General features: G+C 60.7%; 23 protein-coding genes and 1 rRNA gene. 12 read left to right on the forward strand and 12 right to left on the reverse strand.

The window, feature by feature from the left end:
- A 16S ribosomal RNA gene (locus BLT98_RS21015) occupies nt 1-85 on the reverse strand; the annotation flags it as partial.
- A 605-nt stretch (nt 86-690) separates the two neighbouring features.
- On the opposite strand from BLT98_RS21015, the gene BLT98_RS21020 reads away from it, so the two are divergent.
- From BLT98_RS21020 to BLT98_RS21030, 3 genes are all read left to right on the forward strand, one after another.
- Nucleotides 691-1,971 carry a sensor histidine kinase gene (locus tag BLT98_RS21020; protein ID WP_092611177.1) on the forward strand — a complete coding sequence of 427 codons (1,281 nt, stop codon included), beginning with the start codon at nt 691-693 and terminating at the stop codon, nt 1,969-1,971.
- Between the two features lie 68 nt (nt 1,972-2,039).
- Nucleotides 2,040-2,798 (forward strand): LytR/AlgR family response regulator transcription factor, encoded by a 759-nt coding sequence (locus BLT98_RS21025; protein WP_034782231.1) that lies wholly within the window; start codon nt 2,040-2,042, stop codon nt 2,796-2,798.
- Nucleotides 2,799-2,954: 156 nt separating this feature from the next.
- Nucleotides 2,955-4,148 (forward strand): PAS domain-containing sensor histidine kinase, encoded by a 1,194-nt coding sequence (locus BLT98_RS21030; RefSeq protein ID WP_092611180.1) that lies wholly within the window; start codon nt 2,955-2,957, stop codon nt 4,146-4,148.
- A gap of 45 nt (nt 4,149-4,193) precedes the next feature.
- Here the strand turns inward: BLT98_RS21030 and BLT98_RS21035 are convergent, their stop codons facing one another.
- The 3 genes from BLT98_RS21035 to BLT98_RS21045 all read right to left on the reverse strand — a co-directional run bounded on the left by BLT98_RS21035 (nt 4,194) and on the right by BLT98_RS21045 (nt 6,980).
- Nucleotides 4,194-5,141, reverse strand: coding sequence for a porin (locus BLT98_RS21035; RefSeq protein WP_046682561.1), 948 nt, complete (start codon nt 5,139-5,141; stop codon nt 4,194-4,196).
- Between the two features lie 185 nt (nt 5,142-5,326).
- The gene (locus BLT98_RS21040; protein ID WP_034782226.1) at nt 5,327-5,977 is read right to left on the reverse strand and encodes a class I SAM-dependent methyltransferase; all 651 of its coding nucleotides are present in this window, start codon (nt 5,975-5,977) and stop codon (nt 5,327-5,329) included.
- Between the two features lie 61 nt (nt 5,978-6,038).
- Entirely contained in the window at nt 6,039-6,980 is a 942-nt protein-coding gene (locus BLT98_RS21045; RefSeq protein ID WP_034751505.1) for a CysB family HTH-type transcriptional regulator, read from the reverse strand.
- Nucleotides 6,981-7,140: 160 nt separating this feature from the next.
- Between BLT98_RS21045 and BLT98_RS21050 the strand changes: the two genes are divergently transcribed.
- The 8 genes from BLT98_RS21050 to BLT98_RS21085 all read left to right on the forward strand — a co-directional run bounded on the left by BLT98_RS21050 (nt 7,141) and on the right by BLT98_RS21085 (nt 14,920).
- Entirely contained in the window at nt 7,141-7,914 is a 774-nt protein-coding gene (locus tag BLT98_RS21050; protein WP_034782225.1) for a sulfite exporter TauE/SafE family protein, read from the forward strand.
- An 81-nt stretch (nt 7,915-7,995) separates the two neighbouring features.
- Nucleotides 7,996-9,684, forward strand: a complete 1,689-nt coding sequence (locus tag BLT98_RS21055) for a nitrite/sulfite reductase (protein WP_034782222.1) — start codon at nt 7,996-7,998, stop codon at nt 9,682-9,684.
- Nucleotides 9,677-10,237 (forward strand): DUF934 domain-containing protein, encoded by a 561-nt coding sequence (locus tag BLT98_RS21060; protein ID WP_092611183.1) that lies wholly within the window; start codon nt 9,677-9,679, stop codon nt 10,235-10,237. The genes BLT98_RS21055 and BLT98_RS21060 overlap by 8 nt, the downstream gene beginning before the upstream one ends.
- Nucleotides 10,238-10,246: 9 nt before the next feature.
- Nucleotides 10,247-10,963, forward strand: a complete 717-nt coding sequence (locus BLT98_RS21065; RefSeq protein ID WP_092611187.1) for a phosphoadenylyl-sulfate reductase — start codon at nt 10,247-10,249, stop codon at nt 10,961-10,963.
- 39 nt (nt 10,964-11,002) lie between these two features.
- Entirely contained in the window at nt 11,003-11,914 is a 912-nt protein-coding gene (gene cysD / locus BLT98_RS21070) for a sulfate adenylyltransferase subunit CysD (protein WP_092611190.1), read from the forward strand.
- Nucleotides 11,914-13,230, forward strand: coding sequence for a sulfate adenylyltransferase subunit 1 (locus BLT98_RS21075; RefSeq protein ID WP_034782214.1), 1,317 nt, complete (start codon nt 11,914-11,916; stop codon nt 13,228-13,230). The genes cysD and BLT98_RS21075 overlap by 1 nt, the downstream gene beginning before the upstream one ends.
- 28 nt (nt 13,231-13,258) lie before the next feature.
- Complete coding sequence (cobA, locus tag BLT98_RS21080) at nt 13,259-14,023, forward strand: uroporphyrinogen-III C-methyltransferase (RefSeq protein WP_092611193.1); 765 nt, start codon at nt 13,259-13,261, stop codon at nt 14,021-14,023.
- 246 nt (nt 14,024-14,269) lie between these two features.
- Nucleotides 14,270-14,920 carry a hypothetical protein gene (locus tag BLT98_RS21085; protein WP_092611196.1) on the forward strand — a complete coding sequence of 217 codons (651 nt, stop codon included), beginning with the start codon at nt 14,270-14,272 and terminating at the stop codon, nt 14,918-14,920.
- Here the strand turns inward: BLT98_RS21085 and BLT98_RS21090 are convergent.
- The 4 genes from BLT98_RS21090 to lptF are packed head-to-tail and all read right to left on the reverse strand — an operon-like array spanning nt 14,917 to nt 18,600.
- A complete protein-coding gene (locus BLT98_RS21090; RefSeq protein ID WP_092611199.1) occupies nt 14,917-15,885 on the reverse strand; it encodes a Stealth CR1 domain-containing protein in 969 nt (322 codons plus the stop codon). The genes BLT98_RS21085 and BLT98_RS21090 overlap by 4 nt on opposite strands.
- On the reverse strand, nt 15,882-16,289 hold the full coding sequence (locus BLT98_RS21095; RefSeq protein ID WP_092611202.1) for a sirohydrochlorin chelatase: 408 nt from the start codon (nt 16,287-16,289) through the stop codon (nt 15,882-15,884). The genes BLT98_RS21090 and BLT98_RS21095 overlap by 4 nt, the downstream gene beginning before the upstream one ends.
- The gene (gene lptG / locus BLT98_RS21100; protein ID WP_034782207.1) at nt 16,289-17,458 is read right to left on the reverse strand and encodes an LPS export ABC transporter permease LptG; all 1,170 of its coding nucleotides are present in this window, start codon (nt 17,456-17,458) and stop codon (nt 16,289-16,291) included. The genes BLT98_RS21095 and lptG overlap by 1 nt, the downstream gene beginning before the upstream one ends.
- Nucleotides 17,455-18,600 (reverse strand): LPS export ABC transporter permease LptF, encoded by a 1,146-nt coding sequence (lptF, locus tag BLT98_RS21105; protein ID WP_034782206.1) that lies wholly within the window; start codon nt 18,598-18,600, stop codon nt 17,455-17,457. The genes lptG and lptF overlap by 4 nt, the downstream gene beginning before the upstream one ends.
- A gap of 67 nt (nt 18,601-18,667) precedes the next feature.
- Here lptF and BLT98_RS21110 point away from each other — a divergent pair, with 67 nt between their 5' ends.
- Nucleotides 18,668-20,161 carry a leucyl aminopeptidase gene (locus BLT98_RS21110; RefSeq protein WP_034782204.1) on the forward strand — a complete coding sequence of 498 codons (1,494 nt, stop codon included), beginning with the start codon at nt 18,668-18,670 and terminating at the stop codon, nt 20,159-20,161.
- A 94-nt stretch (nt 20,162-20,255) separates the two neighbouring features.
- Here the strand turns inward: BLT98_RS21110 and BLT98_RS21115 are convergent, their stop codons facing one another.
- The 4 genes from BLT98_RS21115 to BLT98_RS21130 are packed head-to-tail and all read right to left on the reverse strand — an operon-like array spanning nt 20,256 to nt 21,869.
- Nucleotides 20,256-20,783 carry a hypothetical protein gene (locus tag BLT98_RS21115; RefSeq protein ID WP_070282795.1) on the reverse strand — a complete coding sequence of 176 codons (528 nt, stop codon included), beginning with the start codon at nt 20,781-20,783 and terminating at the stop codon, nt 20,256-20,258.
- A gap of 11 nt (nt 20,784-20,794) precedes the next feature.
- Nucleotides 20,795-21,265, reverse strand: coding sequence for a CreA family protein (locus tag BLT98_RS21120; protein WP_058049645.1), 471 nt, complete (start codon nt 21,263-21,265; stop codon nt 20,795-20,797).
- A 33-nt stretch (nt 21,266-21,298) separates the two neighbouring features.
- Nucleotides 21,299-21,487, reverse strand: coding sequence for a DUF1653 domain-containing protein (locus BLT98_RS21125; RefSeq protein WP_034782199.1), 189 nt, complete (start codon nt 21,485-21,487; stop codon nt 21,299-21,301).
- 10 nt (nt 21,488-21,497) lie between these two features.
- On the reverse strand, nt 21,498-21,869 hold the full coding sequence (locus tag BLT98_RS21130) for a phiTE_015 family protein (protein ID WP_034751548.1): 372 nt from the start codon (nt 21,867-21,869) through the stop codon (nt 21,498-21,500).
- Between the last annotated feature and the right edge of the window lie 6 nt (nt 21,870-21,875).

The raw sequence follows: 21,875 nt of genomic DNA on the forward strand, positions 1-21,875 counted from the left end.
AGCAAGCTCCGTGCTGCCGTTCGACTTGCATGTGTAAGGCATGCCGCCAGCGTTCAATCTGAGCCAGGATCAAACTCTTCAGTTTAATCTCTGTTTAATGTCATTTCTGACAGGTCGGACAGTATCACTACCATCCAAATCTTTTGCATTGCAAAAGATTTGCTCACTCAAAAAACTGACAGGCTACTTCCGAAGAAGTATCCTATTTCATTATTTCTTGTGAACATTTGATATTTTAAGTTTTACAGCGATCCGAAGATCACTGCTGCACTTACATCAAATGCCCACACTTATCGACTGTTAATTGTTAAAGAACTGTATTCGGTTACTGCTTTCGCGCTATCGACAAAGCGTTGTGTTTGTCAGCTGCGAAGAAGGAAGAGTATGAAGCAATTTGCTACGTCCGTCAACTCCTTCTTTTTTCTCACCGCACTCAACATTTGCATGCGTCGTTCAGCGAGGGGGCGAATTATAGCCTTGCCCCGCACGCCCCGCAAGCGCTATTTTTCCACCCTCACCGCCCAGCAAGCATAGTCTTCACTTCAAGCGCCTTTTTGTGCAGCCTGTCGCAATCGGCTGGCGTAGTTCGTGGTCTTTAGGCACAGTGGCAACATCAGACTCTGACGCTACTCAACAAGGGGTTAAACTTGCCCGCTGCGTCGATTAACTCTTGTACTTGAAAGTGCCCTCATGCTTCCGATTTCCAGCCTGCCCCAATTGTTGAAAACCATCCTCGCTTGGTTGCAACGGGCATTCGACGCGACGACGACCTGGGTTACCCAACTGTCCTGGTGGAAATTCTTCCTGTTCGCTGCACTGGCACTGATCGCCGGCTCCATTTTGCAAGATGAGCTGTTCTCGTCCAGCCCGGACGAAGAAGTGGTCATCAAGTCGCATAAACGCAGCAGCAAAGGCTCGGGTGAAACCAATATCCTGATCGACGATACGGGCATTCACTTCAATCCCCGCAACAGCAAGAACCGCCGTAGCAGCCCGGCCGATCCAGCCGATGCGGCCGAGGCAGACGTACAAGCCGGTGCCGTGCCGCCCGAACCGCCTGAACCACCGGCGGCCCCTGCCAAACCCAGCTATCCAGTAACGACGAATGCCTCGGGCGAAGAAGTCCATATTGAATTGCCGCCGCAAATCGGCGAAGAGCTGTCGAATGCTATTGAAGAAGCGGTCGATGATGCGGCAGAACAAAAAGTGTCCCGCTATCACCAGCAGGCATCGACCTGGTTCAAGAGCTTTGTGTCCTTGCTGGTATTGGCCCTGTTTGCCATGAAAGCCCTGGTTGGCGGCAAGAAACGTGCGGAAGCGGAAACTGTCACGGCAAACGAGGCGGCCGAGCGCGAATCCATGCAGCGCCAGCTCAGCGAAGCGAAGATGCAGATGATGCAGGCGCAAGTCGAGCCGCACTTCCTGTTCAACACACTGGCCTCCGTCGAACACCTGATCCAGGTCGATCCGCCGCGCGCGGCCAAGATGCAGCGCAGCCTGATCCAGTATCTGCGCGCCGTGCTGCCGCAAATGCGCGACAACGCCCTGATTACCAACCTGGGCCGCGAAGCGGATATGGTGCAAGCGTACTTGAACCTGCTGAAAATGCGCATGGAAGAACGCCTGACCGTCGATTTCCAGATTCCCGACGGCCTGCGCAGCGCCGCCTTCCCGCCCATGATGCTGCAATCGATGGTAGAGAATGCCATCAAACACGGCCTGGAAGTCAAACCGGAAGGCGGCACCTTGCGCATCGTGGCAGAAGTGGCGCACAGCAAGCTGCGCGTCACGGTGACCGATGACGGCCTGGGCTTTGGCGTGGTACCCAGCGATGGCACGGGACTCGGTTTACCCACCATCCGCGAGCGCCTGAAGCTGCTGCATGGCGACCAGGGCAGCCTGACCATTACGCCAAATCAACCGTCCGGCGTATGCGCCGTGATCGAAGTGCCATATCAATTGTCCAAATAAGACAGAGTAGTTGATAAAAACGCTAAATCATTGAATAATCAATCTTCGCCCGTTCACACTTGAGACCTATGCCTACCGCTATTATTGCCGACGACGAAAGACTGATGCGCGACCAGCTGCGCCTGCGCCTGGGCCAAGCCTGGCCTGAACTGGAAATCATCGGCGAAGCCAAGAATGGCGACGAAGCGATCGAACTGGTGGAGCAACTCAAGCCGGACTTTGCCTTCCTCGATATCCGCATGCCGGGCAAGACAGGCATGGAAGCAGCGCAAGTGATTGGCGGCAAGACGCATATCGTCTTCGTCACGGCCTATGATACCCACGCCGTCGAAGCCTTCGAGCGGGGCGCCGTCGACTACGTGCTCAAGCCGCCCGAGCATGAGCGCTTGCTGGTCACGGTGGAGCGCCTGAAAACCCATTTGAACAAGCCGGCCCTGGACGTCAACAGCAGCGTCACGGCCATGCTGTCGCAACTGGCGGAAAAAATCACGGCCAAGCCCACGTATCTGCAATGGATACAGGCCAGTATCGGCCAGGACTTGCGCATGATCCCCGTGGAAGAGATTCTGTTCTTCCGTTCTGACGAGAAATACACCTGCGTGCAGACAGCCAAGTATGAGGCGCTGATCCGCAAGCCCGTGCGCGACCTGGCCGAAGAGCTCGATCCTTCGCTGTTCTGGCAAATCCACCGCGCCACACTGGTCAACGTGAATGCCATCGAAGGCGTGACGCGCGACATCCGCGGCCGCCACCTGGTGCTCATCAAAGGCAAGTCCGACAAGCTCGAAGTGAGCCGAAGCTTCCTGCACCTGTTCAAGCAAATGTAAGTCTCTCGCCGCCGCCCGGCCCAGGCCGGGGCGGCGCATCACTCTCTTCTTTCCCCTTCCTGCGCCACATCAAGCCGCGCCGTGCCAACAAGCATAGGCTAAAGTCCTGTCTGCCATTCCTGTCTTGCCTTCGTTCACGTTCGCAAGGAGAACCCCATGCCTGACCGAGGCAGTTCCACACTGCTGCGCATCCTGCCGCTGGGGATGGCGGCAGCGCTTTTGCTGTGCTTGTTTCCTCCCCTGAAAGCCCTCCGGCAACGGCAGGCGCGTGGCCAGGCCATCATCGATAGCGCCAGCGACGCCATCATCAGCATCGACAGCGGGCAAATCATCCTGCATGCGAACGCGGCGGCAGCCAGGTTGTTCGATGACACGCCGGACGGCATGCGCGGCATGCGCCTGGGCCACTACATCCTGCGCGACTTGCGTACCCTTGACGGCCTGGGCAAGCACGATGGCGATCCGCCGTTTGGCGACATCAGCCAGGAGCTGCGTCTGACGGGCCGGCGCGCCACCGATTACACCTTGACGGGCCGGCGCAGCGATGGCGCCATGTTTCCCCTCGAAGGTTCGCTCTCGGCCATGCAGGAAGACGGCCATAGCGTGTTTACCATCATCGTGCGCGATATCACTGCGCGCCAGCAAATGCATGAACAGCTGGCCCGCTCCTTTTCGCAACTGCGCGAATTGTCGAGCGCGCTGCAATCCATCCGCGAAGAGGAGCGCAAGCATATCGCACGCGAACTGCATGATGACCTGGGGCAGCTGCTGGCCACCTTGCGCGTCGACCTGACCCTGGTGCGCCAGCACACGGATACCACCGCATCCTTGCAAGCACTGCTGCACAGCATGGACGGCTTGCTGGTGACGGCAATCACCTCGCTGCGGCGCATCGCCAGCAACCTGCGTCCGCGCGCGCTCGATGAAGGGGGCTTATATTTTGCGCTACAAAAACTGCGGCACGACTTCCTGCTGCGCCGCGCCATCCATTTCGACTTGCTGGCCGACGAAGCCGACCTCGTGCTCGACGATGCGCGCAGCACGGCCATCTATCGCATCGTGCAGGAAGCGCTGACGAATATCGCGCGCCATGCCGAGGCCAGCCACATCACCATCGCCCTGCACCGCATCGATTCCTCGCTCGCCATCACCATCCAGGATGACGGCCGCGGGATTGCCGAGCACGACCTGGAAAAAGCCACGGCCCTGGGCTTGCTGGGCATGCGCGAACGGGTGTGGGGCTTGAACGGCAGCATCCATATCGGCGCCGATAGCGAATTGGGCGGCACGCGCATCGACATCTCGCTGCCCATGCATGCGGAGGCGGCAGCAGCAGCGGCGATGCAATAAAAAAGGCGCCCGCAGGCGCCTTTGCTTCCTTACATCGAATGATGCTTAGAACTTGTGTGCCAGGCCGATCTGGTACGAAGTCAGCGACTTGACGCGCTCGCGGCCAGCGTAGGCGTACACGTCGGTGCGCTTCGACAGATGGTAGTCGTAGCCGACGCCGAATTCCTTGATGGTGTCCTGATCCTTGAACTTGTTGTTGCTTTGCTCTTGCTTGCCATACGACACTTTGGCATCGCCGCCGCCAACCGTGTAGTTCAGGCCGATCAGGTAAGACTTGAATTCGCCGGTCGTGGCAACTTTGGTGTCGCCTTTCGAGTAGGCGGCCGTGATCTTGGCTGGGCCGAATTTATAGCCGCCACCGATGGACCACAGGTCAGGCTTGGCGGCCGTTGCCGTTGCTTGCACGGCTTTTTCGTAGCCGGCGTGCAAGCTGATCGGACCATTGTCGTAAGTTGCCAGGCCGATCACGCCTGCGTCAGCGCTGTTGACTTCGCTCAGCACGTATTGCAGGCTGCCCACGAAACCTTCAAAGCTTGGGCTGTTGTAGGTCACGGCGTTGTTGACGCGCGACGAGCCGACGCCCGAACGCAGCAGGGTTTCATTGTTCTTGCCGACCACGCCGTAGGTGTTGAATGGATCGACGCGGGCGATGGTGCCATCGACCAGGTTCTTGGTGCGGCCCAGGATGGCGGTACCAAACGCGCCTTTCAAGCCCACGTAAGCTTGACGGTCGAACAACACGCCTTTTTGCGCGCCGGTATCGGCCAGGAATTCACTTTCCAGGTTGAAAATTGCGGACAGACCGCCACCCAGATCTTCCGTACCCTTGAAACCGAGGCGCGACGCATTGTTTTCGCGTTGTACCGTCGGCTGGCCAGTGGTCTTGGCAATACCGAGGTCAACCAGGCCGTACACGGTGACGTTCGATTGTGCTTGTGCCGTAGCTGCTGCGAAGGTGCCGATGATCAATGCTGCCAGAGTAATTTTTTTCACTTGAGATTCTCTACATTAGGTTGGACAAGAATGTTGCTGCTTAGCTGCTGAACCGAATCATGCCCACCAAATACTTCAACAATATGACATCGACAAGATGTTGTTTTTTAGCACAATGTCTTGTCAGATAAAAACAACAGGCGAAAAAAAACCGCCCGAGGGCGGCTTGTGGCGACAGTCCGGCCTTACTTCAGGCGGCAGCTCAGCAGCCAGTAGTACTCCAGGCGCTTCATGCGGATTTCGCGGGCCGAGTGGGCAAACTTCTTGCGCAGGTGGCTATCCGACGGGAAATTCTTCAGCACTTCATAGCGCTCGCCCCCATCCGTCGTGCGGAACTGGTGGGTATTGCCTTCCAGGTCGGTGCGCGCGATAACGGTGCTGCTGCCATCGACATAGGAATTGTCGATCAGTACCAGCAGGATGTCTTTGCCCAGCTTGCTGCGCAATTGCTTCAGGTATTTGTCCTGGTCTTCACGCTTGACGTGCGACCACCAGAAGCCGGCAAACACGGCCGTGAACTTGCCCAGCAAGTCGTCTGGCAAGTTGAACGCGTCGAGCTTGGCGAAGGTGACGTTGTCGGGCAAACCGCGCGCCTGGGCCAGCGCCAGCATTTCATCGTTGATATCGGTGGCCAGGACGGACTCGGCCGACTCGGCGACCACCTCCGTCCAGTAGCCGGTGCCGCAAGCCAGTTCCAGCACGGTGTGGCCTTCCAGCACGTCGGCGACCTTGTCGCGCAACACTTCCAGGTCTTCCTGGCGTTCGGGCTTGTCATAGACGCGCTCGTACTGCTGCGCGATGGTGGCGTAATATTTGGCAAGCTGATCGGTAATCATTATTTCTTCTCTTCTTAAATAATCTTGGCCAGGCACCTCGCCCGGCCGACTTCATGCATTGTTATAGTTCGTAGTGCTCTTTATCACCGCTCATCGCCTGCTCGATGAGTTTGCGATTCAGGGTCGGTGTCAGCAACTCGATAAAGGTATAAATATAGCTGCGCAAATACGCGCCTTGCTTGACAGCCACGCGCGACACATTCATGCCGAACAGGTGGCCGACAGGGATGGCGCGCAAGCCTTTGTCGCGCTCGGCATCGAAGGCCATACCCGCTATGATACCAATCCCCATGCCCAACTCGACATAAGTCTTGATCACGTCCGCATCGATGGCTTCGAGCAAGATGTCAGGCTTCAGGCCGCGCAGCACGAAAGCGTGGTCGATCTTGTTGCGTCCGGCAAACGCGCTGTCATAGGTAATCAGGGGGAAAGCGGCGATTTCTTCCAGGGTCACGGACTTCGATTTGAGCAGCGGATGGTCGACCGGCACCACCACCACGTGCTCCCACTGATAGCAGGGCAAGGTGATCAAGCCATCGATAGCGGCGATCGATTCCGTGGCGATGGCCAGGTCGGCCTGGTCGCGCTGCACCATTTCGGCGATCTGACGCGGGTTACCTTGCAGCAAAGACAATCTTACCTTCGGAAACTTCAACATGAAGGCTTGCACCACCTTCGGCAAGGTGTAGCGCGCCTGCGTATGCGTGGTGGCAATGGTAAAGCTGCCACTGTCCTGCGCCGCGAATTCCTTGCCGATGCGCTTCATGCTGTCGATTTCCTGCATGATCAGCTCGACGGACTCCAGTACCAGGCGGCCCGGCTCCGTCAAGCCGCGGATGCGCTTGCCGTGGCGCGTAAAAATATCCACGCCCAGCTCTTCCTCCAGCTCGATGATGGCTTTCGATACGCCCGGTTGCGACGTAAACAATGCCTTGGCGGCGTCCGTCAGGTTGTAATTCTGCCGGACCGCTTCGCGCACGAAGCGCAATTGATGGAGATTCATTGCTGGTTTGCCCTAGATTGCCGTAATTTGCCGAGTTTCCGCCCCACCCATGATTTTACGTTCATGCATATACGCATATCGCATATAAGCAAATGCGTACTTAGTAGTTTGGAATAAACACTAAGTTTATTACTATTGCGGGTACTTTGGGGGTGCAAGCATGACTTTGTCTTATATAGTCTCAGGATTTGCCGTAGGATTACTCGTAGGAATGACCGGCGTGGGCGGCGGTTCGCTGATGACGCCGCTGTTAACCTTGCTGTTTGGCGTGCCGCCTTCCGTGGCGGTGGGCACCGACCTGGCGTTCGCCTCGATCACCAAGAGCGCCGGCACCCTGACGCACCGCCTGCGCGGCACCATCCGCTGGGATATCGTCAAGCGCCTGTGCATCGGCGCCCTGCCCGCCGCCGTCATCGCGACCCTGGCGCTGAAATCGTTCGGCACCCTGTCGCCGGAAATCGGCCAGATCATCCGTTACTCGATCGCCGGCTCCGTGCTGCTGACCGTCGTGGCGCTGATTTTCAAGGGCCGCATGCTGGCCTGGATCAATGCACACCCCGAGAAACAATTGCAAGGTAACAAGCTTGCCGCTGCGACCATTATTTCCGGCGCCGTGCTGGGCGTGCTGGTAACGGTGTCCTCGATCGGCGCCGGCGCCATAGGCGCGACTCTGCTGGTGATGCTGTATCCACGCATGAGCTCAGCCGAAGTGGCGGGCACCGATATCGCCTACGCCGTGCCCCTGACGGCCATCGCCGCCCTGGGCCACTGGTGGCTCGGCTCCATCCACTGGGAATTGCTGGCCTCCTTGCTGGTCGGCTCCCTGCCCGGCATCACGCTCGGTTCCTGGGTCGCCCGCTCCGTGCCGGAAAAGTTTTTACGAGTGCTGCTGGCGATGACCTTGACCGGCGTGGCAGTGAAGCTAATCTATTAATTACCGAACAAGTGACAAGAGCAGTATCAAGAACATAATCCCAGGCAATCTTCCAGCACCCCGGCTTTTTTAGGAATTGATATGTACCACTACGATCAGTACGACCACCTCATCATCAAAGAACGCATCGCCCAGTACCGAGACCAGGTTGCGCGCCGTATCGCCAATGAGCTGACGGAAGAGGAGTTCATTCCGCTGCGCCTGCAAAACGGCCTGTACATGCAACGCCACGCCTACATGCTGCGCATCGCCGTGCCGTACGGCTTGCTGTCGTCGAAGCAGATGCGCATGTTCGCGCACATCGCGCGCAAGTACGACCGCGGCTATGGCCACTTCACGACGCGCCAGAATATCCAGTTCAACTGGATCGAGCTGGAGCAAACCCCCGATATCCTGACGGACCTGGCATCGGTGGAAATGCACGCGATCCAGACTTCCGGCAACTGTATCCGTAATACAACATCGGATCCGTTCGCCGGCGTCGCCGCCGATGAAATCATCGATCCGCGCCCGTACGCGGAAGTGTTGCGCCAGTGGAGCACCTTCCACCCCGAGTTCATCGCCCTGCCGCGTAAATTCAAGGTCGCCATCAATGGCGCCGAAGAAGACCGTGCCGCCATCGCCGTGCACGATATCGGCTTGACGGCCGTGCGCAACGAAGCTGGCGAAGTGGGCTTCAAGGTGATGGCCGGCGGCGGCATGGGCCGCACGCCGATCCTGGGCAGCGTCGTGCGCGAGTTCTTGCCGTGGCAGCATTTGCTGACATATATCCAGGCCATCATGCGCGTGTACAACCTGCACGGCCGCCGCGACAACAAATACAAGGCGCGCATCAAGATCCTGTTGAAAGCCATCGGCGTGGAAGAATTCACGCGCCAGGTGGAAGCAGAGTGGGTCGACTTGAAAGATGGTCCGGAAACCTTGACGGCCGAGGAAATGCAGCGCGTGGCGGACTTCTTCAATCCACCCGCCTACCTTGCCCTGCCGGAACTCGACTACAAGGCGGAGCACGCGGACAACAAGGCGTATGTGAACTGGCTGGCGCGCAACGTCAAGCCGCACCAGCGTCCCGGCTACGTGGCCGTGGTACTGTCGCTGAAGAAAACGGGCGTGCCGCCGGGCGACGCGACGGCCGAGCAGATCGACTTCGTGGCGGATCTGGCCGACCGCTACAGCTTTGGCGAACTGCGCGTGACCCACGAGCAAAACCTGGTGCTGGCCGACGTGGAGCAGTCGAAACTGTTCAAACTGTGGCAGGAAGCCAAGGCGCACGGCCTGGCCACGCCGAACATCGGCTTGCTGACGGACATGATCTGCTGCCCCGGTGGCGATTTCTGCTCGCTGGCCAACGCCAAGTCGCTGCCGATCGCGGCCGCCATTGCCGAACGCTTCGACAGCATCGACTTCCAGCATGACATCGGCGAGATCGAACTGAATATTTCCGGCTGCATCAATGCCTGCGGCCATCACCACGTGGGCAGCATCGGCATCCTCGGCGTCGACAAGGATGGCAGCGAATGGTATCAAGTGTCGATTGGCGGCGCGCAAGGCAACAATGCGGCCATCGGCAAGATCATCGGACCATCGTTCTCTTCCCTGCAGATGCCTGAAGTCATCGGCCGCCTGCTGCACGTCTATGTGCGCGACCGCCACGAAGGCGAGCGCTTCGTCGATACGGCTCAGCGCCTGGGAGTGGCGCCGTTCAAGGAACACGTATATGCAACGCCGATCACGGTCGGCAACCTGGTGGGAGAGGACGAATATGTTTGAAGTACGCGAAGAAATCATCAAGAATGCCGCCGTGGTGCAAAATACCTGGGGCTTGCTGCGCCTCGATGAAAACGACACGCCGGAAACAGTCGTCGTGCCTGCAGGCAAGGTCATCGTGCCCCTGCTCGTATGGCAAGCCCAGCGCGAGACCCTGACCGCCCGCCTGCCCGACATCGGCGTATGGCTGGCCAGCGACGAGCGCCCGGAAGAACTGGCGGCCGACGTGGCGCAACTGCCCGTGATCGGCGTGGACTTCCCGAAATTCACGGATGGCCGCGGCTATTCGATCGCCTTCAACCTGCGCGCCCGCCTGGGTTTCCAGGGTGAGTTGCGCGCCATCGGCGACGTGCTGCGCGATCAGCTGTTTTCCATGCACAGGGTAGGCTTTGACGCTTATGCCACCCGGCCCGACCGCAGCATCCACGACGCCCTGAAAGGTTTGTCGGTCTTTTCGGAAACCTACCAGGCTTCGTGGGATCAAAAATCACCGCTGTTCCGCCGCCACCAGCGCGAAGGCCAGAATCCTGACCTCGACAACGCGGCCGGCATCTGAGGGCCCATCATGAGCAATTTGACTTCTTTGATTGACGCCACCGAGCAAACGCTGACACGCATCGCCGCGGATTTTTCGCCGGCCGTGTTCGCGTCCAGCCTGGCAGCCGAAGACATGGTGCTGACCGACATGATTCTCAAGGCGAAGCTGCCCATCGGCATCTTTTCCCTGGAAACGGGCCGGCTGCACCAGGAAACCCTGGCCGTGCTCAACAAGGTCAAGACCCGTTACGACCACGACATCACCTTGTACCGCCCGCAGCCGGAAGCGGTGGCTGCCTACGTGGAACAGAACGGCCTGAACGCCTTTTATAACAGCGTCGAGATGCGCCGCGAATGCTGCCGCATCCGCAAGGTCGAACCGCTGGGGCGCGCGCTGGCCGGCAACAAGGCCTGGGTGACGGGACAACGCCGTGCGCAGTCCACCACGCGCGCCGAATTGCACGTGCAGGAAGACGACGCGGCGCACGCGATGACGAAATTCAATCCGCTGGCCGACTGGTCGGAAGAAGACGTGTGGGCATACATCCGCGCCAACGACGTGCCCTACAACGCACTGCACGACCAGGGCTACCCGTCGATCGGCTGCGAACCCTGTACGCGGGCCGTCCAGCCGGGCGAAGATGTGCGCGCCGGACGCTGGTGGTGGGAAAACCCGGACTCCAAGGAATGCGGCCTGCACATGGTGGACGGCAAATTGATACGCATCAAATCCGTGGCAGCCTGAACAGACACAACAGACTCAGCAGAATAAGAAAGCACCCATATGAGCAATATTTTGAACCAGCGTCACCTCGACAGCCTTGAATCGGAAGCCATCCACATCATGCGTGAAGTGGCGGCCGAATCGGCCAATCCTGCGCTGCTGTTTTCCGGTGGCAAGGATTCCGTCGTCCTCTTGCGCTTGGCCGAGAAAGCCTTCCGCCCGGGCAAGTTCCCATTTCCCCTCGTGCATATCGACACGGGCCACAACTTCCCGGAAGTCATTACTTTCCGTGATAAAAAGGTGGCGGAACTGGGCGAACACCTGATCGTCGGCTCCGTGGAAGACTCGATCAAGCGCGGCACCGTGCGCCTGCGCAACCCGGCCACGGATTCGCGCAATGCGGCGCAAGCCGTCACCTTGCTGGAAACCATTGCCGAACACGGCTTTGACGCCTGCATCGGCGGCGCCCGCCGCGATGAAGAAAAGGCCCGCGCCAAGGAACGCATCTTCTCGTTCCGCGACGAATTCGGCGCCTGGGACCCGAAAGCCCAGCGTCCGGAACTGTGGGACCTGTATAACACCCGCGTGCATCCCGGTGAAAACATGCGCGTGTTTCCCATCTCGAACTGGACGGAGCTGGACGTGTGGCAATACATCGCCCGCGAGCAACTGGAATTGCCGCCGATCTACTTCGCGCACGAGCGCCAGGTGATCCCGCGCAACGGCTTGCTGGTGCCGCTGACGGATCTGACGCCGCCACGCGAAGGCGAAACGGTGGAAACGCAAGTCGTGCGCTTCCGCACGGTGGGCGATATCTCGTGCACCTGCCCTGTCTCCTCGGATGCGGCGACGGTCGACGCCATCATCGCCGAAACGGCAATCACGCAAATCACGGAACGGGGGGCCACCCGCATGGATGACCAGACTTCCGAAGCCTCGATGGAAAAACGCAAGAAAGCAGGGTATTTCTAATGAACGCAGCAATCCAGAACACCAACCTCACCGACAGCCTGGAGCGCGGCATGTTGCGCTTCATCACGGCCGGTTCCGTCGATGACGGCAAAAGCACCCTGATCGGCCGTTTGCTGTTCGACAGCAAGGGCATCTTCGCCGACCAGCTCGACGCCATGTCGCGCTCCAAGCACAAGCGCACGGTGGGCGACACGGTCGACCTGTCCCTGCTGACGGACGGCCTGGAAGCGGAACGCGAGCAAGGCATCACCATCGACGTGGCCTACCGTTACTTTGCTACGCCGAAACGCAAATTCATCATCGCCGACACGCCGGGCCACGAACAATACACGCGCAACATGGTCACGGGCGCTTCCACCGCCGATGCCGTCATCATCCTGATCGACGTGTCGAAGGTGAAACTGGGCGACGATGGCAGCGTGGAATTGTTGATCCAGACCAAGCGCCATTCGACCATCGCGCACTTGCTGCAGATCGAGCATGTGGTCGTGGCCGTCAACAAGATGGACCTCGTCGACTACGATGAAACGGTGTACAAGCGCATCGTGGCCGCCTACCGCGAATTTGCCCAGTCGCTGGGTTTGAAGGACATCACGCCGATTCCCCTGTCGGCACTCACTGGCGACAACGTCGTCGAACGCGGCGACAAGCTGGGCTGGTACACGGGCCCGACCCTGATCGAGCTGCTCGAATCGCTGTCCGTCTACGATGAATCGCACGACACGCCATTCCGCTTCCCGGTGCAGCTGGTGGCGCGACACAATGGCCACGAAGCGAACGACTTCCGCGGCTACATGGGCCGCATCGAAGCGGGCAAGGTCAGCATCGGCGACACCCTGGTGGTGCAGCCATCGGGCCAGACGGCAACAGTCAAGGATATCGTCACCCTGGACGGTTCGCTGTCGACGGCCGTGGTGGGCCAGTCCGTGACCCTGCTGCTCAATGAATACCTCGATATCTCGCGCGGCGACTTGCTGGCAAGCAGCGAGCGTCCTGCCACCCTGCTGAAACAGGTGGTGGCCGACGTGTGCTGGCTGTCGGAAGACGCGCTGGACCTGCGCCGCAAGTACTGGATCAAGCACGGCACGAAACAGACGGCAGCCAAGGTGACGGCGATCGAATCGATCCTCGACATCAATACGCAGCAGCGCCATCCGGCCGAAGGCTTGAAGCTCAACGATATCGCCCGCATCAGCCTGAATGTGCAGCAGGCGCTGGCGGCCGACGCGTATGCCGATATCCGCGCCACCGGTGCTTTCATCCTGATTGATGAAGTCACTCACCAGACGGTCGCAGCCGGCATGGTTCGACTCTAACTCCGCATCGTCCAGGAAAGGCAGCCACATGAACAGCTCCCCATCTCTCCCCGGCAAGGTCTACCTGGTCGGCGCCGGCCCCGGCGCGCAAGACCTGATGACATTGCGCGGCGCGCGCCTGCTGGCGCAAGCGGACGTCGTGCTGCACGACGCGCTGGTCACCGAAGAGATGCTGGAGCTGTGCCCGCAGGCGAAGAAAATCCTCGTAGGCAAGCGCTGCGGCCAGTTGTCGACGGCGCAGGCCTTCATCAACAAGCAACTGGTCGACCATGCGCGCAAGCACGCCGTCGTCGTGCGCCTGAAAGGGGGCGACCCCATGCTGTTCGGGCGCGCCGATGAGGAATTGCGCGCGCTGGAAGAGGCAGGCATCACGGTGGAAGTGGTGCCCGGCATTACCACGGCACTGGCGGCAGCGGCCGCCACACAACAGCCGCTGACCAAGCGGGGCGTGTCGCGCAGCGTGGCCTTTTTCACGTCCAGCACGGCGCCGGGCGAACCGGACCAGACGCGCATTCCCGACTGCGACACCCTGGTGCAATACATGGGCGGCCGTGAAGCCATCGCCACGGCACAGCGCCTGCTGGCGCAGGGCCGCCGTGCCGACACCCCGGTGGTGGTGATTGAAAACTGCAGCCGCCCGGACCAGCGCATCGTGCGCCTGCCGCTGAGCGCCCTGGCGCATGGCCTGGGCGATACCCACGGCCCCGTGCTGGTGATGCTGGGCGACGCCATGGCCGCGCGCGCCCACCAGAGCACCGAAGAAGCAGCCGCCATGCTGGCGCGCCATGCTTGAATAAACACACCGTATTTTACCGACTTTAAAGTCAGTAATCGACGTCTTCAGAGGAAACATGATACGATGCGGACGCATCTTTTCTCGAGAAGTTGTTGTGTGATAGCAATAAATTCACGCTTCGCCCCGCCATAGCGCTTGCCATGCGGTCTCCCGGCTGACGGGAACCACTGGCAACCTCCCCGAAAAAAGCTGCGCCCGCAGGCTGCAATACCGCGCCGCGCAACTTTAGCCTTACGACCACACATGAATTTCACCTCCATGCGCGAAGCCCTGACTTCGCTCAGCCGCAGCAATGTCGGCGTCGCCAGTGCTGTGCTGTTAAGCATGCTCGCCTCCATCGCCCTGTGGACGGTGTTCCCGAATATCGACGACGAAAACCATTTGCTGGAATGGCTGCAAGCGCTGTTCCTGGCCCTGGCTTGCACCGTGCACGGCGTGCGCGCCTGGCAAGAGACTGACCGCCAGTCGCTGCGCTTCCTTATGCATGCAGGCTTGTGCGCCCTGCTGTTCGGCTTCCTGCTGCGCGAACTCGATATCGACCAGTTCGGCACTGCGCCCGTCTGGGCCCAGCTGGAAAAAGCCCTGCGCGTGCTGGAATTGCTGATCCTGATACGCATCCTGATCTTTTTCGCGCCGCGTGCCCGCAAGGTGTTTGCCCATGCCGGCCTGATTTTCAGCATGCGCATCACCATCCTGACGGCCATCGGCGGCTTGCTGATGGTCGCCGGCTGGCCCTTCGACAAGAAGGTCTTCCATGGCATGCCGGACGCCTACGCGCTGCTGGGCGAGGAAGTCTTCGAACTGGGCGCCTATCTGCTGCTGTTCCTCGCTTCGCTGTCCGACAGTTCGGCCGCCGCCCGCATCAGCCTGGCGCCAAAGAAGAAACCGGCTTAACCGCCTTCAAATGAAGATGGCAGCGGCAGCAGCCGCTGCAAGGTCGCGGCCACGCGCAGCAGGCGCGGGTCGTCATCCTCGGCCTCGTCGCAGGTATCGTTGATACAGAAAAACGGCAAGCTGCCAAAACGCGCCGCCAGCTCCTCAAGCTGCTGCGGCGCCGCCACATCGCCGCTGGCGATATGCAGCGGGTCGAGCATGCGCGACCGCGCAATCCCCTGATGCACCATCCAGCGCGGCACCAGGTCTGGCAGCAACGCCGGCACCTGCCACGAGCGAAACACCGTCGCGCGCACGCCGGCAAACATGGCCGGCGCCAGCCCTTCCAGTGCATGCAGCGCGCTTTTCAGCATGGGCCGCGGCGCGTGCGCATACAGGCGCGGTTCATGCTGGTAAGCTGCATACTGCGCCGACAGCCATTGCCGCGACAAGGTGGCGCAATTGACAGGCGCCGCCACGTCGGCGCGCAAGCACTGCATGTCTTCGTGCAGCGCACTCTCCGTGAAAACACTCAAACGCCCGTCCCCTTCCTCCCCAAACCAGAATGCGGGCTCGAACGGCGCGCCAAAAAATACGTCGTCGTTCAGATACAGGAAGCGCTCGGACAGGCCCGGAATATGGTGCAGATACGATTCGATATGGCCGGAATCGAACACGGGCAAGGCGGCGCCGGGCATCAGGCTCGCATGGTCGATCACCGTCAGGCGCGGTGAGGCGCGCAGCCACTCCGGCACTTGCCGGTCCGTCAGCAGGTAGACATGGCCGTGGCCGGGGAAGAAGCGCTCGAGCGCGCGCAGGTTGTAGCGCAGCTCGCCGTTGTCGCGGTAGCGCCCCGCCACGTTGCCGTGCAAGGCCAGCTGGCCGGGATGCGCCTGCGCCCAGGCGGCATACGCGTGCTGCCAACGCGCGCGCCAGGCGGGATCGGTGCCGTCGACCCACAGGTAGACGATGTCGATGCCGCTCAAGGGAGAGTGCTGGAGCCTGGCGCCGCCACGCAGTAATCGGCGATGGCGGCGAGCACGCTGGCGTTCTCGCCGACCGCCTCGACCACCTTCAGGCGCAGTGCCGGATGCCGCTGGCGCAATTCTTCCAGCAATAGCGGCAAGTCGCGCAGCACATGCCCGCCCTGCCCCAGGAACACGGGCACCACGGTGACGTCCAGAATGGCGCCGGCCGGCAGCTTGGCCAGCAGGGTCGCTACCAGCTCGGGCAGGCGTGGCGTCATCAGTTCAAGGAAAGCCAGGTGCACGCCGGTGCCGGGCATGCGCGCCTGGGTCAGGTCGCGCAGGCGCTCGAAGGGCGCGGCCCACGATGCGGCGCGCGCGCCATGGGCAAACAGGATCAGCGCCTGTTCCTCGTTCGTCTCCATCAGTGCCGCTCCACCCACCACAGGGCGCCCAGCGCCAGCAGCAGATACAGCGCGCTCGGCGCCACCGCCGTCAGGAAGGCCGGCCAGGTGCTGAGCAGCCCCAGATGCGAGAACAGGGTGTTGACCAGCATGAAGCTCACGCCGATCATGATGCCGATGAAGATCTTCAGGCTGATGCCGCCGCTGCGCGTATGCATGTAGGCGAACGGCAGCGCCAGCGCCATCAACACGAAAATGGCCAGCGGATCGATCAGCTTTTTCCAGAAGGCGATGCGGAAACGCTCGGTTTCCTGCTTGTTCTCGGCCAGGTGGCGCGTGTACACGGCCAGTTCGCTGGCCGACATGCGCTCGGGATCGGAAGCCGACACCGTCAGGATCTTCGGCGTCACTTCCGACGTCATGTCCTTGCTGGCGCTTTGCACCGTGTGCACCAGGCTCGTTTCCTGTCCATAGTAGTTCGACAGCTTCGGCTCGAAGCCGGGCGACGTGGCCGCGCTGTTCGAGAACGAGGTTTCCGTCACATCGGTCAGGCGCCAGATATTATTGCCCCGATACGTCGCGCCCTTGGCCACGGTCAGGGTGCGCAAACGCATATCGGTGTCGAATTCATACAGCTTGACGTTTTTCAGCTGGCCGTCCGGACGCGCTTCGCCGACATTGAAAAAGCGCGAACCGGTGACGGTGCCCGTCAGGCCATCGCTCTTGACCATGTCCTTGGTCCACAGGCCCGAGCGAAACTCGCTCGACACGGCCGCGCCGCGCGAGGTCAGCTTGAGGCGTTCGGCCAGCGGTTCCGTGCGCGGCGTGATCAACTCGCCGAAGATGAAGGTGATGACGACGAAGACGATACCGATGCGGAACAGGAAACCGGCCGCCATCGCCGTCGACATGCTCGATGCGCGCATGATGGTAAATTCGGAACTGGCGGCAAACTGCGCCATCGTGTAGATCGTGCCGATCAGCGCCGCGATCGGCATCACCTCGTACACGTGCCCCGGCACCAGCACCAGCACGTACAGGAAGGCATACTGGATGGTGTAGCCGTTGCGGCCCACCTTGGGCAGCTCGCCCGTCAGGTCGATGAAGGCTTGCAGTGCCAGGAAGGCCAGCAGCACGAACAGCACCGCCTGGAATATCGAGACCGCAAAATAGCGCTGTAAAATCTTCATTTCGATGCCGCTTTACTTGTATTGCCGGCGCGGCGCGCGCGCTTGAAAGCCGCCAGCAGGACCAGCGGATGATAGCGGTGGTTCACATTCAGGCGCCACGCAAACAGCGCCACCACGGCCAGCGCCGCCAGCAGGTGCAGCGGCCACCAGGCCAGGCCAAAGGTCAGGCGGCCCTGTTTCACGCTCGCTTCGATGACCTTGATCAGGTTGCTGTACGTAAAGAAAATCAGCAGGGCGATGATCAGGTTGGTCGAACTGCCGGCACGCGGATTGACAAAGCCCAGCGGAATGGCCAGCAGGATCAGCATCAGGCCGATCAGGGGCGCGCTGACACGCCACAGCAACTCGGCCATGGTATACGGATTCGGATCGGCGATGAGCGCCATGGTGCTCATGGCGCGCACGCCCAGTTCCGCGCCCAGTTCCTGCTGCTTGCTCTCGATGCGCATGATGTACTGTTCGAACTCCATGGTCTGGAAGTCCGCCTGCGTCGGCACGCCCTGGTAGCGGCGGCCGCTCTTGAGCACCAGGAAGCGTTCACCCTTGGCGTCGGTATTGATCACGCCTTCCTTGGCGACGACGACGACGGCGCTGCCTTTTTCATCTACGGTATTGACGAAGACGTTTTGCACCACCGTCTTTTCGCCGCTGACGCCCTCGACGAAGAAGATGCGGTTGCTGCCGGCCGATTCGCGGAACTGGCCCGGCGTGACTTTCTGCAGGTCTTCGCGCTTTTCAAAGCGCGCCACATATTCATCGCTTTTCTTTTGCGCCCACGGCGTGGCGTACAGGCTCAGGATGCCGGTGGCCAGCACCAGCGGCAGGCCGAAGCTGAGCACGGGCCAGATCCAGCGCGACAGGCTCAGGCCGGAAGCGAACCACACCACCATCTCCGACTCCTTGTAGCTGCGGGTGACGACCATCAGCACCGAAATGAATCCGGTGAGGATGATGATGGTGGGCAGCTGCATCAGGGCGGAAAAAACCATCAGCGACATGACGTCGGACGACGCAATCTTGCCGCCCGCCGCCTTGCCGAGAATACCGATCAGCATCCAGGTGAGCAGGATGCTGAACAAAACTGTGAAGGTGGCCCCGGCGGCACTAGCCAATTCACGTCGAAGGGCGCGTTGAAAGATCATTCGGAGTTTATAATTCGGATCAGTTAGTTGAGTAACACGTTACTAGTAAATGAAAACGGAGAACCAAATGGACTTTAGCATAAAAGCATTCGATACCAAGAGCACCCTCGGCACGGCCAAAAGCGGATGCATCGCGGTTGCGGTATTCGAAAACAAAAAACTGTCGCCAGCGGCAAAATCGCTGGACAGCAAGGGTGCAATTTCGGCTGCGCTGAAGTCCGGCGACATCAGCGGCAAGCCTGGCAGCACCTTGCTGCTGCGCGCAGTCGATGGCGTCGCCGCCGAACGTGTTCTGCTGGTAGGCATGGGCAGCGATGACACTGTCAGCGAAAAAAGCTTCACGACCGGCGTACAAGCCGCACTGAAGGCCTTCGGCTCGCTGGGCGCTGCGGACGCCATTATCGCATTACCGCTGGCTGAAGTGAAAGAGCGCGACGTAAATTGGGCAATCCGTTGCGTGGTGCAAGCCGCACATGACAGCCAATACCGCTGCGACTCGCAGAAAAGCAAAAAAGATCCGGCGCCAGCAGGCGTGCGCAAGATCGTCCTGGCTGCTCCTGCAACGGCCGCCACGCGCGGCGCGCTGGCGCAAGCCATCGCCATCGCCAACGGTTCCGACCTGACGCGCAACCTGGGCGACCTGCCGGCAAACATCGCCAATCCGACCTACCTGGCCAACACGGCCAAGCAGCTGGCCAAGGATTACAAGTTCGAAGTCGAAGTGCTGGACCGCAAACAGCTCGAAGCGCTGAAGATGGGCAGCTTCCTGTCCGTCACCAACGGCAGCGAGCAGCCGCCGAAGTTCATCGTCCTGAAGCACATGGGCGGCAAGGCCAAGGATGCGCCAGTCGTCCTGGTTGGCAAGGGTATCACCTTCGACACGGGCGGCATTTCGATCAAGGCCGGTCCTGGCATGGATGAAATGAAGTACGACATGTGCGGCGCCGCCTCCGTCCTGGGCACCTTCCGCGCCATCGGCGAAATGAACCTGAAGCTGAACGTCATCGGCATCATCGCCGCGTGCGAAAACATGCCGTCGGGCCGTGCCACCAAGCCGGGCGACATCGTCACTTCCATGAACGGCCTGACCATCGAAGTGCTGAACACGGACGCCGAAGGCCGTCTGGTGCTGTGCGACGCGCTGACCTACGCCGAACGCTTCAAGCCGGCAGCCGTGGTCGATATCGCCACCCTGACGGGCGCTTGCGTCGTGGCCCTGGGCCACCACAACAGCGGCCTGTTTACGCGCAGCGATGCGGCGCATGACCAGCTGGCCAATGAATTGCTGGCAGCGGGCAAACAGTCGAGCGACACGGCATGGCGCATGCCGATCGAAGAGGCGTACAACGAGCAGCTGAAGTCGAACTTCGCCGACCTGGCCAACATCGGCACGCCAGGCGGCGGTTCAGTGACGGCAGCGGCCTTCCTGGAAAACTTCACCAAGAAGTACACCTGGGCGCATCTGGACATCGCCGGCACGGCATGGAAATCGGGCGGCGCAAAAGGCGCGACCGGCCGTCCGGTGCCTTTGCTCACCACGTTCCTGATCAACCGCGTGTAAGTTGACGCCTGCCGGTAGCACGCCCTGCGCTATCGGCGCCGCGAAGCAGCCGCCACGGTCACTGACCCTGGCGGCTTTTTTATGTGCAGTTGAATCAGTAGACGACGGGATTGGGCAAGGGCGACGGCGCCACCTTCGGCTGCACCACTGTTTCCGGCACGGCGGCCGGCTGCGGCTTCGCGGCGACGGGCGCGGGCGGCGGCGCCAGGCGCGCGGGGTCCTGCATGACGATGGTCAAAATGGATGGGTAGTCAAAGCCGGCGCCCGTATTGCGGTCGACGAAATAGCCGACGCCCAGGGTCAGGATGACATTGCCCCAGACGCTGCCATTGAGCTTGGGGTCGATATGGTCGTCCGTCGCGATGGCGGGCGAACCGTGCTTGCGGCAGTCGACCTTCAACGGTTCCTGGCTCTTGCGGATGGTGATGCGCCCGGGCGTGGTGACGAACCACTTGCCCACGTCGTTGCTGAGGATGCAGCCGGCGCCCGTCAGTTCGCGGTTGTCCTGGATGGTTTGCACCAGCACCATCTGTTCGGTGTTGCCAGTCAGGGTGGCGCAGCCGCCCAGGCCAAACAGCAGCAGCGTCCTGGCGGCAAGGGCGGCAGACGATGGCACGCGCATGGGAAGCTCGCTTAACGGACGGGAATCGGCTGGTCGCCGGGCACGGCGACGGCGGTGACGCTGTTTTTCGGACTGCCGTCGATCAGGCGGTCGGAATACACGAGATAGACCAGCGCATTGCGCTTGCTGTCGACCATGCGCACGACGCGCACATGCTTGAAGAAGATCGAGGCTCGCTCGGTAAACACTTCTTCCTGGCGTGGCAGCTTGCCCTTGAATTGCAGCGGCCCCACCTGGCGGCACGCCACGGCCGCATCGGCCTTGTCTTCTGCCAGGCCGACGGCGCCCTTGATGCCGCCCGTCTTGGCGCGCGACAGATAACAGCTGACGCCGGCGACGCGCGGGTCGTCATACGCTTCGACGACGATCTTGTGGTCAGGGCCGATCAGTTTGAACACCGTGTCGACCGAACCGATGGTTTCGGCGTGCGCCGCGGCGCAGGCAAAGCCCAGCACCAGAGCGGCAGGCAGCAATTTACGCATGAAGAGTATCCCGGGCACGCACGCAGGCGGCCATCAGTTGATGGGAGCGAAACGCTGGACCATGACGCCTTCGACTTCGATCAGTTGAAAGAACACGTCCTTCGGCCGGGTCCAGATGGAACCGTCGGCGGCGCGATAGACGATCATCGGCGTCAGATCCGCTTCCAGCGTGGCTTCGCACACCAGTTCGTAAATGCCGCCCTTGTAGTGCCGATAACGCATCGCCGTCCCCTCAAGCCGTTGAATCTTCGCTCTTGTCGTCGGCCAGCGCCTTCTGCTTCTGCTTCAGGCCCTGGATCACTTTCAGTATGCCTTCCATGCCGGCCGCGCCATCGGCGCCGCTGAAGGCGTCGAGCACTTCATTGAGCACCTTGTTGCGCACGGTCGCTTCATCGGAAGACATTTCCAGCGCGCGCTGGGCTTTCGCCGCCTTTTCGGCAGCGCTCACGCGCGGCTTGGCAGCCGTCTTGCCATGCGTCAGAGCAGCCTGCCAGATAACCCAGCGGCGCTGGGTCTCGAAAATCAGGTACTCATCCGGTTTGTCTTCTCTTCGCCGCACAATGTGGCCGTCACGCTGCGCCCACGCTTCAAATGCAGTTCGCATTTTCTT

This window comes from Janthinobacterium sp. YR213, from assembly GCF_900099875.1.
GTDB lineage: Bacteria > Pseudomonadota > Gammaproteobacteria > Burkholderiales > Burkholderiaceae_D > Janthinobacterium > Janthinobacterium lividum.